The organism is Bacteroides sp. 1001302B_160321_D4, from assembly GCF_015667765.1.
Taxonomy (GTDB): Bacteria; Bacteroidota; Bacteroidia; order Bacteroidales; family Bacteroidaceae; genus Bacteroides; species Bacteroides xylanisolvens.
Genome location: NZ_JADPLO010000036.1, coordinates 17,866 through 29,496, shown reverse-complemented (window position 1 = coordinate 29,496; position 11,631 = coordinate 17,866). Strand labels below are relative to the sequence as shown.

Sequence of the window (11,631 nt, the reverse complement as noted above, 5' to 3'; positions counted from 1 at the left end):
TCTATGCAAATCATACTGTTATCCGGCGGTTCTGGTAAACGCCTATGGCCGCTTTCCAATAATACACGGTCAAAACAATTTATCAAACTGTTGACTGCGCCCGATGGCTCGAAAGAGTCGATGGTGCAGCGGGTGGTACGGCAATTACGAGAAACCGGCATCTGTGATTCGATTACTGTGGCAACAAGCCAGTCACAACGGGATATCATCATCAACCAGCTTGGAGAAGAGATTCCTGTAGTTACGGAACCGGAGCGTCGCGATACATTCCCGGCTATCGCTCTCGCAAGCTCGTATTTGGCCTACAAACGAAAATGTTCCACCGATGAGATTATAATCGTCATGCCTTGCGACCCTTATACCGAAACAGGTTATTTTGAAACGATTCGCAGGATAGCGGATGCAGTGAAAAACAATGTAGCCGAACTAGTATTGATGGGAATTAACCCCACATATCCGTCAGCAAAATACGGATATGTAGTGCCAGTCAATGATGTACAGAACAAAGGAATATTTCAAGTATCACGCTTTACGGAAAAGCCAGATATGATAACTGCCGAGAAACTTATTTCAGAGGGTGCTTTCTGGAACGGAGGCGTATTCGCTTTTCGGTTGGGGTATATGACAGATATTGTAACCCGACACATCAAAACCGACACTTTTTCAGAAATTCGTTCTCGCTATGGGGAATTTCCGAAAATCAGTTTTGACTACGAAGTCGCTGAAAAAGCGCAGTCGGTAGCCGTCGTACCTTTTGCCGGAGAGTGGAAAGACCTTGGTACATGGAATACGTTGACTGATGAACTATCGGAACACACCATGGGCAATGTTGTCATGGATGAAGAATCCGAAAATACCCACGTCATCAACGAACTTGGACTGCCAATCATGTGCATTGGCACACGGAATCTAGTTATCGCAGCATCAAATGATGGAATCCTAATTTCGGACAAAGATAAAAGCGAGAACATCAAAACTTACGCTGACTGCCTACAACATCGGCCAATGTTCGAAGAACGTCGCTGGGGTGAATACAAAGTTGTCGATACCGCCGAGTTTTCCGACGGTTACAAATCACTTACCAAGCAACTGAAAATCAAATCCGGTAAGAGTATCAGCTATCAGGTACACCGCCATCGCGATGAAGTCTGGACGTTTATCGACGGCGAGGGAGAACTGGTACTCGATGATATCAGGTCGGTTATCAGCAGAGGCGATACGATTACAATCAAGAAAGGTGTTAAACATGCAGTCAGGGCTATCTCTGAATTGACGTTCATCGAGGTGCAGTCCGGAAATCTACTTGCAGAAGAAGACATTGAACAATTTGACTATAAATGGTAAAATCCTTCGTTAAAACCTCTGACAAAAGAATGAAGTTGGTTTACAAGAAAGTTATCGAACCTCAATTAGGCAACCTGATATCCATATTGAAAAAGAAATGATAATCTATAGCATTGATTATTATCAACAAGATCAAGATTGTACTCAATGTGGAAAACATTCGGAATGTATTTGCCGGTAAAATGATAAAATATCACTATCCATATGTAAGTAAGTATATATACCGGACACAGGATCTTGCGAAAGTAGCTTCGTTTTCAGATTCTAAACCGCAGAAACAGCATTACGCAAAAATTAATGGGTTGGAAAAACTTATTATAAATACTGGTAATGAACCTTTTCATTGATTTTTCTAATGAAAAAGACCATCCTTCAATACATGACCGATATCTATCAGGAAGATATTCCCAAACATATCCTTCAAGAAAACAAGATACGCCTGAATTCTTTTTTCCTGGAACAGGAATCCGTACAGAAGAAAGGGACTCAGTTTATATTCAGATATGCATTCTACTCCGTTGAGAAACCCCGAAAGATCACGAAGCAGCATCTATTGAAAGAATATGCAGGGGTGCCTTTGGAAAAAAGGAGCGTACAACCGGAACAAATACCCGATATGAAGCAATATAGTGATATAATACTGTATGGAGATGCCAGCTCTCCTGAAGCACAGCAACAGCTGGCGGAATACCTCCAACAACATAATTCATTAAAAGTCCAGTTGTCTTTTTTTGACAAGAGAAATGATTCCACTAGCAAGGATGAACAAGCCATCGCATATGCGGAACTACAGAAGGCGCTATTTTTTTGCCAAAGAAAAAAGATACCTCTCCTGTTCGTTTCCTTAAAAGGGATGATAGACGACATCCGTTTTCTCAATCTGCTGGAGGAGAGCCATGTCGATTTCAGATGTATCGATTTTCCATGGTTCTGCAAGGAGAATCTGCCTCTGATAAAGGCAGTTGTGCTATATGAAAAGTTGGAAATAAGAATAAATGTATAAGATATCAAGCTTACAGATTGGACTTCAATGTTGCAGCATTGAGGTTTATGAGAAACAATTCTAAATATATTTCTGTTTGGCGAAATCTTATTCTAAAAGGAACTCTAAATAAAAGAATCCACCTTCAGATATCTTTCTTCACTTATCCTCAAAGTATATAATCCAAACATAAATATCAGACCTATTTTCCCTATAACTGAGTAATAAAAAGATTATTCCCCAACACCGTAAACAAAGAAATAACAGAAGCACTTTAAAATGGTGTATCTAACTCACTTTTTTAAGGATAATATCCCTGTTACAGTTATCTGTAGCAGGTGATCCTTTCAAATTGGGCATTAGATGCACCCTTTTCCTTATTCCAACAAATGCGCCTCTTGTAACCTCACCAATTCCCAATACATCTTCAAAAACATCTCCAGATACACCTTCAGACTCGGGAAATAGACGAAAGACTTCCAGCAAAAGAAAGGCACATGAATGGCCGTTCATTCGGAACCTCCATTTCTGGATAGCGTTTCTTTGTCCATCCAAAATAATCTCTATCGGGACAGAACAATAAACAAAAGCATAAATATCAGGCAAAATTGTCCCGATAAAAGAATTATAACATGACTATTGAAGATGAAATCCTCCAATACCTGCACTATCATCCTCTATCAAACAGGGTTGAGATAACGCTTGGGATAACCAATCCTCCCAGTGGCAGGATTGTAAAAAGACTACTGGCCGATGCCGTAACCAAAGGAATGATAGAAGTACTCTAACAATAGTAGTGCCACTATTTTATAAGCAGCACTGCAATTGTTCCTTACCCCAGCAAATGCACCTCCTGTAACCTCACCAACCCCAAATACATCTTCAAGAACACCTCCTGATACACCTTCAGATCCGGGAAATAGACGAAAGACTTCCGGGCAAAAGAGAGGCACGTGAATGGCCGTTCATTCGGAACCTCCATTTCCGGATAGCGTTTCTTCGCCTGGTCAACCGCCATCTTGTTCAGTGAAGCCACGAAGTTAGCCTGGCGTATCGGATTCCATTTCGGGGTTTCAAGAATCACCATCCCATCTTTCCGCTCAGGAATAACCAAATATTCATCCTGCACGTTACGGACGTAATAGCACACAAAAGACAAGGCCTCATAGACATTATCCCCTACATGAATACCGATAACCCGTTCTTCAACCGGTGTACCGGCAAAGCATTCCGCAATCTGTTTCATGGCATACCCATGCAACAAGGCAGCATCAGAAGCCAACAGATAAGCCGGTGCGGTACGCTCTCCTCCCTTATCGATGGCAGCAAAGACAGAAGGACTCCAACAGAGATGGATGAGCTTTCCTTTTTCTTTCTCACGAAGGGAAGCGACACATAAACGGTTATCAAAGACCAAACGGGCTTCTTTCGTTTCCGGATGGAACTGGAACACGTTCCGTACCCTGTCCGGCTTATGGATATCCATCATCAGATAGCCCTGCCAACCGGACACGTGCTTTGTCTTCAAGACGGTTTCGCTTTCCTCCACATCGAAAAGATAAGACAAGAGCTTTTCTCGCTTACAACATACGAAGAGAGAAAGCTCGTCCTGTTCTTTCATCTGCTGCATATCCAAGGAAAGAACAAAAGCCAATTGCCAAGGAGTAAGCTCGGAAAAGCCATGTAATTCAATACAAGACAACGCATCCTTCTCCGGTGAGTAAACGACATATCCCCGGCCACCTATCTCATATCTCAACATGAAATCCCCCTGTTCAGTGGGATGATAATTCTGTAAAACGGTCTGATAATTCATAAAGCAAATATATTAAGTTAGTATTCATCATAATGAGAAATCGGGACCACTCTTGCGTTTCCGTTTCTTTTTGGACGGTATGAGATCATCCTCTTGCGACTTCTTCCCGCTGCCGGTAATGTCAAGTTCCGGAATGGCCATAACTCCCCCACCCTGCATATAGAAAGCCTCACGATCCACCCGCTCACGGAACTCCCCTACCCTATCGATATGTGGCGAGAGACCGACAGCCACACCATCGAAATGCTTCTGGATATTCTGATAAGTGAGCTTACGGGAAAGATCCGCACCTTTAAAGACATGAGCATTTTCCACGTTTTCCATATAAAAGGAAATCCCGTATGCGCCTTTGCTGTTTACATGTTCCGTCACACGGATCGATTCTTCCGCCAACCTTTTCTTAAAATCCTCATAGCCTAAAGAAGCGTTCAATGCCTTAAACACATGGTCATAGAGATAATGCTTCTGTTCATCGGCGCTCATGCCCCGGCCATCAAAACGAATATTACCAAAACGATATTTCTGAGGAAGTGAAACGTCCTTCAGGTAAAAGCCTGAATCCTTGATGCCATAGACATAATAGGATTTGTCCTTCTTGGTGACCAGACGCATATACAATCCTTCTTGTTCCAGGTTCCTTCGGAAATCGGATGTACTTTCGGAAAAAGAGTAGATGCGGTCAAGCTGTTGTAACAGTTCATCCTTGAACAAGGGGTTGAAAAAACCTCCTTTTTCCAGCAATGCGAAAAGGTTGTCATAGCTTTCATCCCCCAATAGGACACGCCATTCTTCATTGGCCAATTTTATTTCTTGCAAGGGTTTATTCAAAGACCGGTATGTATCGGATTGTTCCAGGACAGCCGATACCTTATCCTTGTAATTATAACTACGCATGGCTTTCTTCAAGGCCGCATCGAAATAATAGTTACGGTATTGCGCCTCTCCCAACGTGGTTCTCTTGCCTCCTTCCCTTTCCAAAGGCAACAGACCGTACTTCTGCTCCAGTTCCCTTGAGATCTTTTCGGAACGGCTGTAATTATTTCCGGAAGGAATGCTTTTGCCTTCTTCATCAATTGTGGTCAGCAGCACATGCACATGGCTGTGTGCCTTGTCGGTATTTAGGACAACGGCATAACAGGACTTTCCGTACCCCATCCTCTCGATATATTCCCCGGCAAGAGAAAGCCACTGTTCATCGGAAAGGCTTTCTCCCGGATAGAGGCTCAGAATAAATTCCGCATAAGGTAGTTTCACCCGGTCATTCAACTGGGAGATAAGTTTCATGTAGGCTGGCATGGCGGCCAGTTCGTCACCAGTGGAGGTGTAAAGCACTTTTCCGTTTCCTTCCTTGACCTTGGAAAGCTGGTATTCAATTTTCCGGCTCATGGACAGGTGGGATGAGAAAGAAGGTTGTATCTCGGCTATCATAACAATTTCCGGTTAATGGTTTCTACATCCGAAAGGTATTGGTTAATCCGATCCAATGAATACAATATATTTTCATCGGACGGAAGCGTATTGATATGTTTGGCAAGCTGGTTGATATTGGCTCCTATTTTACGAAGTTCATATATCATTTGCACATCGGTTTTCGATATGCTTCTGCCTTTCAAGGCAGACTCTCTGATAAAGGAAGAAAGGGATTTTCCCTCTTCCTTTGAACGTTGAAGAAGCTGTTCTTTCTCGGCTTCCGTCAAGCGGATCTTTATACTTATATCTCGATTCTCTTTCATATATACAGAGTATGTGAGTGTAACGAACATTGGTCGGCAGCTCGGCTGTCGCAAGGTTTTTTGTACCCACAAAAACATACCTTGCATTAGCAAAGATATACAATAATACTCAGCTGTGAAACAAAACCAGACAAAAGTCTTGATTTCTTAATCCAGATTAACCGCTCACTTTGTTACAAAGTAACTACGCACATTGTAACAGGCGAACGGAAAGCCATTAGTTACAAAATACATAATTACTAATTATATTATTACAAAGTATGAACATACATACTTAATTATAAGATTAAGTATGTACATATTTATATTTATATTTATATATGTAATTACTTATACAATTAAGTAAAAAAGTGTATAATAAATTAATTATAAAAGTATGCAATTATTTAATTTATTATTTATATATTTGCGCACATACTTAAAAACGTACATTATGGGACAAATATTACCAGGAGTAGTCGTAGCTTTTGAGAATCCCAAGGGCGGGGTAGGGAAGTCTACGCTGACAGCTTTGTTTGCAGGTTATATTCATTCGCAGTCAAACGAAGAGGGGGGCTTATCCATTGCCGTGGTGGATATCGACGACATGCAGAACACTATCGGAAAATTACGTGAGGACGAAGCCGAGGACGGAATCATGAAAAAGGAAGAAGAATATGAGGTTATCAATATCTCTTCCTCAGAGTTCATCAACCAACTGGATTTCCTTCAGGACAATTACGACATTATACTTGTCGATTTTCCGGGTAACCTGAAACAAAACGGTGTAGTTGAAACGCTGCACTTCGTTGACGTGATCATCATTCCCTTCGAACCGAACCAGACCGATTTAAGACCTACATTGACCTTTTACTATAACATCTATGAAGGGATTATCGAAAGCCGTCGAAAGATTGGTAAAAAGACTACCGTGCGTGGTGTTATGAACCGTGTTCTTCCGAATGTGCTGGAGTTCAAAGAAATTTTGAAAAATAAAAAAACCTTGCCTTTCGAGTTGATGCAAAACTACATCAAGGATTCAAGGGTTGACTATCAACGCAATTTAAGTACGCTGAGTAAAGCGTACCATCATCCCTGTGATGCTTTCTGTGAAGAGGTATTGGAATTAATCTGTAACCATATAGGAGAATAAAGCTATGGCAACCAACAAAGAAAGGACATCATCAGCCGCCATGAGAAAACTCTTGCTGCAAAGCGCCAGTAAGAAAGAGCAGGAAATCCAGCAGATCGGAAGTGTTGCGGAAAGCACTATCCCCCAACCTGCGATTGAGCACCCCATCCATGAAGAGGTGAAAGAATCGGCTCCAGTCAAAGAAACCGTCCAAGAACCTCAGCCGGAACAAATGGAAAAGCCGGAATCCAAACCTTCCGTGCAGTCTTCTCCAAAAACAGAAGAAAGCAAAGTCTGCGGAAAAAAATTCTCGGAATATCTGGAAGAGCGAAAATTAAAGAACACCGAAGTAATCCGGATATCCAGCGAAACCCACAGAAAGCTGAAGCAGATTGCTATGGCCACTGGATTAGGAATGCACAACATCGCAAACAACATTCTTGAAGACATATTGACCAGCCATAACAAGGAGATTCAAGCGATACTGAAGAAGTATATGAGCATCTGATTCTACTTTCGGAAAAATATATACGCCTGTTCGACTGCATCCGTCGGGCAGGCGTTATTTTTGCACACCGTTTTAGTGAAGGCCGGCATTGAACCGGGACACTTTTACACAACTGCGGAAAAATCCCTTTGCCTATTATCCTGGACAATATGTTAAAGAATTCAAACCTCTACTTGTTTCCACCTCAAAATTTTTTCCGAAAGTAAGAATACGGTAACAAAATCATTTCTTCGTTTTATTTAGGTTTTTAGGGATTTAAGTATTTGTGGGACACTTTTACACAACTAATAAGGGAGGTTTTCCGTATAATCAACTATATTATTGCAAGTTAGCACTTACTGGCATCTTCTCGTAACCGGGACACTTCTGCACAACTAACCGACTATTCGGGACACTTCTGCACAACTGAACAGGAAAGTCGGGATACTTTTACACAACTAGAATCTGCATTCGGGACACTTTTACACAACTAAATCAGGAATCCGGGACACTTCTGCACAACTAAACCGGCCATTCGGGACACTTTTACACAACTGGGGGATCGGAAACAGCCGTAGTCGGGACACTTTTACACAACTAAATCAAGAAACAGCACGAAAAAAATGCTTTGGAATCTTCATTTATAGGGAGTTAGATTCACTATCTCCGTAAAAAAACGTATCTTTGCATCAGTAAACAACAAGTGTCCGCCTATGAAGGAAAGTAATACACAAAAAGAGTTGAGCAGAGTCCCCAGGACTCTCAGCGAGTCTTCCAACACGAAAGTATTGGAAGTTCTATTTGATGCAGGCGGCACTGTCATGTCTGACATTATCATTTACGTGGCATCTTCACAAATGAAAGATCTGTTCGGCGACTGCTGGTTCTCCATCAACGATTTTTGTGAGGTCATGGGGTATGAACGAACCAAGTTGCAACGAAAACTGACCGAGAAGCAGCTTGATTTCCTGTTCAGCAACCAACGTCCGGTATATATCACCGAACAGAACGGCCAAAAGATAGAGCATCCGATAGAGAACACCTTTGAAGCGGCGTTATACCGTTTAGGGACATCCAACCTCAGTGTAGCATACGCCATGAACGGCAAGACGCAATATAAGTTCATTCAAATACTGGACCGCTTTGAGATAAAGGATAACTTCGGCACGAAAAAGCGCACCAAGCGGAATTACAACGTGCATCTGAGCAAAGATCTGATGAATACTTTGCTTACCGAATACAATCTGCTGGAACTGAAAGACTACCGTAACCTGCCCAACCGCAAAGGCTACCGCAAGTTTTATCTGAACCTGGCGAAAATGATTTACCTGATCAAGTATAAGATTGACCAAGGACAAGCACCTTATTTCACCGTTACGGTTGACCAACTTGCCAAGGAATTTGATGTAACGGTAAAGGACAACCATGACCGGAAGAAGAAGGTGACCAGCATCTTAAACGGTATCAACAAAAAGCTGGAGAGAACCAAATTCCAATACCAGTACATCAAAGGAAAAGGGGAGAAGTGGCCCTACACCGTACAGTTTTTCTTTGACCAGGAAACATTGGAATATTTCGACGAAAAGATAAAGGCGATACTGACCTCGCAATATCACGATGCGCTTAAATCATGCTTCTTGTTAAACAAGAAAGGCATTCCCGTGAGCAGACATTATCAATATAAGGATTTCTTTAAATTGGGAACCGGCGAATATTATCATGAATTTACCGCATGGCTTTATTCTGAAGAGGACAAGGAGATTAAGGAGAACATCTACCGGGATATCTATATAAAGGTAGTAGGCATTCGTCCAGAAGACCTTGCCGTCAACTTAAATCCCTAAAAGTTGGAACAAAAACCATAAAATAGTATCTTTGCAGCGGATTGTCAGAAAATTGGCAGCCCGCTTTTTACATACGTCCGTCTGTCTAACAAAAGAGTGGCATCTATCGTTAAGGAATTAACAACAACAGGCGCATGCCTGTACCAGTATGAAACTGGTACGGGGCGTGCCTTTGTTGTTGGAACGCCACGTCCATGTTAGAGGGTACGTTTCCGTACCCTTATATAAACATAAAACAAATTCAATGGTTCAAACAATTGCCACCCTGATAGATGAGACGCTCATGGTAATGGGCGCCCATCTTCACGTGCGGATGACAGACGAAGAAAAGGCGTATCTTGATGCTCATTTCGAGCTTATCCATATCAAAAAGGGAGAACACCTCGTCACCAGGGGCGAGGAAGTATGCTACCTCTATTATCTGGAATCCGGCATCGTCCGGTTATGGTTTCCGGACAAAGAGAATAGAGAGATTTCAGCACGGTTTATCCAAGCCAAAGAGTTCATCAATTTTTTCCTTTCACATGAAGAACACCATGCCCACTACAATATCAAGGCATTGGAGCCATGCAAGATCTGGAGATTGCCCAAAAAAGATCTTCATCAGCTATATGAGTTATCCATCAATTTCAACAAGCTGGCCAGAATACATTTGGTAAGATCCATCAACCGCAAAATAATAAGGGAAGAGGAGTTTTACACACTGGATGCCGAAGCGCGTTACAAAGCGCTTTTGGCCAATGAAAAATGGCTGTTACGTTCAATACCCTTAAAAGACATAGCAAGTTATATCGGCATCACGCCACAAGCATTGAGCAACATCCGAAAGCGCATATAAACCAAACCCTATAAGCCGGGCAGGACAGTTTTACACAACTAATCCTATCCGGCTTTTTTCTGTAGAATTATTCCACACCTGCCGGTTTACGGCACATGTATTTTTTAATGCACATTAAATAAACACGAAAGGCCCTTTAAAAGCCCTTCATAAAATTTGTCCTCCCGTATATAATCTATATGTTTGGAGCGAAAACAACGCGATAAGCACCTTGATTCGGTTCTGCCGACAGGAATCCGCGTAAATTGGAAACACCGTATGAGACAAATAGAAAAATATATAACATTAATAACCTAAAGAGTAATTCCCATGGAACACATCAGACTGACTGCTATCAGCCTTAGCCTGCTGTTATGCACCGTAAGCGCTTTTGCGCAACGCCATTATGAGAACATCCCGGCACTTGAATTGAACTACGGCACTAACCTGTTCGGCAATGCAGGCAACTATTACAACCTGTCCTTTTCCAGATACATCAACCGGACAAGCTATTGGAAAGCCGGGTTTAGCTATTTTGAGAAACCTTACGAATATACAGCCAACCTACCGCAAGTCTCTACCTTGAACCCGGAAGAAACGATTCCCGAAACGATACATGACAAGGGTAAGGACTTTTTTGTGGACGGCGGTTATTACAGAACCCTGGCCTGCAACCTGAAATCCGTTTACTGGGGCATCGGCCTGGGAGGATTCATCGGTACAGAATACGTCCGCCACCCCGATAAGGAATACAACTTCATCATCGGCCCGAAACTGGAAACGGAACTGGAAGTATTCATCCTGCCCCGAACGGCATTGCTTGCCCGCATACAACAACATTGGAATCCCCTATCCATTGACAAGTGGAACACTGTCTGGAACGTAGGAATAAAGATACTGCTCTACTAACCGACAAATCATATCACCATGCTTATTATCATATTGTTAGCCGATACAAATGTATCCGGCCTGATCTCCTTATACCGTGAAATAGGCGCCATGCTGATAGGGGTAGGCTTTCTATGTGCCGGACTAGCGGTACTTAAAAAGCTGATAAGCAACCACGAGCGCACCAAAGAGGCCATCATCACCTATATCACGGCATTGGTCACTTGGCTCATTATCTGGCAACTCTTATGAACGTAGTGGATTTGATACTGGTTGCCATACTCGCCTGTGTCACGCTTCACTTTTACTTTCGGAAAAAGAAGAAAGCACTTTCTTCCGGAAAGGAGAAAGAGAAGCCGATAAGGGAGGCGGTGCGCAAGGAAGGGCAGGAGAGAGCCTGTCCGGTCATCTGCGTGGTATTTCAGCCTGAGCTGGAAGAAGAGGAATTGGCTGCCGAGATAGCCGATATGTACCTGCATGGAAGAGCCTACTACTACTCAGGCAAACCACTGCCGGAACAGCCGAAAGAAGAGCCCATATCCATCAAGTATAAGGATGTGCAATGGGAGAGACTGAAAACGATTCATGTTTAATTAAAAAATAGGAACA

At 42.5% G+C, this 11,631-nt stretch carries 13 protein-coding genes; 10 read left to right on the top strand and 3 right to left on the bottom strand.

Annotated features, from left to right (window positions below; translation table 11 throughout):
- The first annotated feature begins 3 nt into the window (after positions 1–3).
- From KFO40_RS14610 to KFO40_RS14600, 3 genes are all read left to right on the top strand, one after another.
- Positions 4–1,344, top strand: coding sequence for a sugar phosphate nucleotidyltransferase (locus tag KFO40_RS14610; protein WP_005868865.1), 1,341 nt, complete (start codon positions 4–6; stop codon positions 1,342–1,344).
- 355 nt (positions 1,345–1,699) lie between these two features.
- Positions 1,700–2,347, top strand: a complete 648-nt coding sequence (locus tag KFO40_RS14605) for a hypothetical protein (RefSeq protein ID WP_005868866.1) — start codon at positions 1,700–1,702, stop codon at positions 2,345–2,347.
- 611 nt (positions 2,348–2,958) lie between these two features.
- The gene (locus tag KFO40_RS14600) at positions 2,959–3,114 is read left to right on the top strand and encodes a hypothetical protein (RefSeq protein ID WP_005868867.1); all 156 of its coding nucleotides are present in this window, start codon (positions 2,959–2,961) and stop codon (positions 3,112–3,114) included.
- A gap of 44 nt (positions 3,115–3,158) precedes the next feature.
- Here the strand turns inward: KFO40_RS14600 and KFO40_RS14595 are convergent, their stop codons facing one another.
- The 3 genes from KFO40_RS14595 to KFO40_RS14585 are packed head-to-tail and all read right to left on the bottom strand — an operon-like array spanning position 3,159 to position 5,905.
- Positions 3,159–4,142, bottom strand: a complete 984-nt coding sequence (locus KFO40_RS14595; RefSeq protein WP_005868869.1) for a hypothetical protein — start codon at positions 4,140–4,142, stop codon at positions 3,159–3,161.
- Positions 4,143–4,169: 27 nt separating this feature from the next.
- Positions 4,170–5,570 carry a relaxase/mobilization nuclease domain-containing protein gene (locus KFO40_RS14590; protein ID WP_005868870.1) on the bottom strand — a complete coding sequence of 467 codons (1,401 nt, stop codon included), beginning with the start codon at positions 5,568–5,570 and terminating at the stop codon, positions 4,170–4,172.
- The gene (locus KFO40_RS14585) at positions 5,567–5,905 is read right to left on the bottom strand and encodes a plasmid mobilization protein (protein ID WP_008770294.1); all 339 of its coding nucleotides are present in this window, start codon (positions 5,903–5,905) and stop codon (positions 5,567–5,569) included. The genes KFO40_RS14590 and KFO40_RS14585 overlap by 4 nt, the downstream gene beginning before the upstream one ends.
- A 403-nt stretch (positions 5,906–6,308) precedes the next feature.
- On the opposite strand from KFO40_RS14585, the gene KFO40_RS14580 reads away from it, so the two are divergent.
- The 7 genes from KFO40_RS14580 (at position 6,309) to KFO40_RS14550 (ending at position 11,615) form a co-directional block, all read left to right on the top strand.
- Positions 6,309–7,007, top strand: a complete 699-nt coding sequence (locus tag KFO40_RS14580) for a ParA family protein (protein WP_005868872.1) — start codon at positions 6,309–6,311, stop codon at positions 7,005–7,007.
- Positions 7,008–7,011: 4 nt separating this feature from the next.
- Complete coding sequence (locus KFO40_RS14575; protein ID WP_005868873.1) at positions 7,012–7,494, top strand: DUF3408 domain-containing protein; 483 nt, start codon at positions 7,012–7,014, stop codon at positions 7,492–7,494.
- Between the two features lie 692 nt (positions 7,495–8,186).
- On the top strand, positions 8,187–9,317 hold the full coding sequence (locus KFO40_RS14570; RefSeq protein WP_005868874.1) for a hypothetical protein: 1,131 nt from the start codon (positions 8,187–8,189) through the stop codon (positions 9,315–9,317).
- A gap of 244 nt (positions 9,318–9,561) precedes the next feature.
- The gene (locus KFO40_RS14565; protein ID WP_005868875.1) at positions 9,562–10,155 is read left to right on the top strand and encodes a Crp/Fnr family transcriptional regulator; all 594 of its coding nucleotides are present in this window, start codon (positions 9,562–9,564) and stop codon (positions 10,153–10,155) included.
- A gap of 309 nt (positions 10,156–10,464) precedes the next feature.
- On the top strand, positions 10,465–11,043 hold the full coding sequence (locus KFO40_RS14560; RefSeq protein WP_005868877.1) for a conjugal transfer protein TraO: 579 nt from the start codon (positions 10,465–10,467) through the stop codon (positions 11,041–11,043).
- Between the two features lie 18 nt (positions 11,044–11,061).
- Positions 11,062–11,274 (top strand): hypothetical protein, encoded by a 213-nt coding sequence (locus KFO40_RS14555; protein ID WP_005868879.1) that lies wholly within the window; start codon positions 11,062–11,064, stop codon positions 11,272–11,274.
- Positions 11,271–11,615 (top strand): hypothetical protein, encoded by a 345-nt coding sequence (locus tag KFO40_RS14550; RefSeq protein WP_005868881.1) that lies wholly within the window; start codon positions 11,271–11,273, stop codon positions 11,613–11,615. The genes KFO40_RS14555 and KFO40_RS14550 overlap by 4 nt, the downstream gene beginning before the upstream one ends.
- The last annotated feature ends 16 nt before the right edge of the window (positions 11,616–11,631 follow it).

Coding starts and splice junctions, on each gene's coding strand:
- KFO40_RS14560 (WP_005868877.1), top strand. CDS start 10,465: ATGGAACACATCAGACTGACTGCTATCAGCCTTAGCCTGCTGTTATGC.
- KFO40_RS14590 (WP_005868870.1), bottom strand. CDS start 5,570: ATGATAGCCGAGATACAACCTTCTTTCTCATCCCACCTGTCCATGAGC.
- KFO40_RS14570 (WP_005868874.1), top strand. CDS start 8,187: ATGAAGGAAAGTAATACACAAAAAGAGTTGAGCAGAGTCCCCAGGACT.
- KFO40_RS14595 (WP_005868869.1), bottom strand. CDS start 4,142: ATGAATTATCAGACCGTTTTACAGAATTATCATCCCACTGAACAGGGG.
- KFO40_RS14550 (WP_005868881.1), top strand. CDS start 11,271: ATGAACGTAGTGGATTTGATACTGGTTGCCATACTCGCCTGTGTCACG.
- KFO40_RS14580 (WP_005868872.1), top strand. CDS start 6,309: ATGGGACAAATATTACCAGGAGTAGTCGTAGCTTTTGAGAATCCCAAG.
- KFO40_RS14610 (WP_005868865.1), top strand. CDS start 4: ATGCAAATCATACTGTTATCCGGCGGTTCTGGTAAACGCCTATGGCCG.
- KFO40_RS14565 (WP_005868875.1), top strand. CDS start 9,562: ATGGTTCAAACAATTGCCACCCTGATAGATGAGACGCTCATGGTAATG.
- KFO40_RS14585 (WP_008770294.1), bottom strand. CDS start 5,905: ATGTTCGTTACACTCACATACTCTGTATATATGAAAGAGAATCGAGAT.
- KFO40_RS14605 (WP_005868866.1), top strand. CDS start 1,700: ATGAAAAAGACCATCCTTCAATACATGACCGATATCTATCAGGAAGAT.
- KFO40_RS14575 (WP_005868873.1), top strand. CDS start 7,012: ATGGCAACCAACAAAGAAAGGACATCATCAGCCGCCATGAGAAAACTC.
- KFO40_RS14555 (WP_005868879.1), top strand. CDS start 11,062: ATGCTTATTATCATATTGTTAGCCGATACAAATGTATCCGGCCTGATC.
- KFO40_RS14600 (WP_005868867.1), top strand. CDS start 2,959: ATGACTATTGAAGATGAAATCCTCCAATACCTGCACTATCATCCTCTA.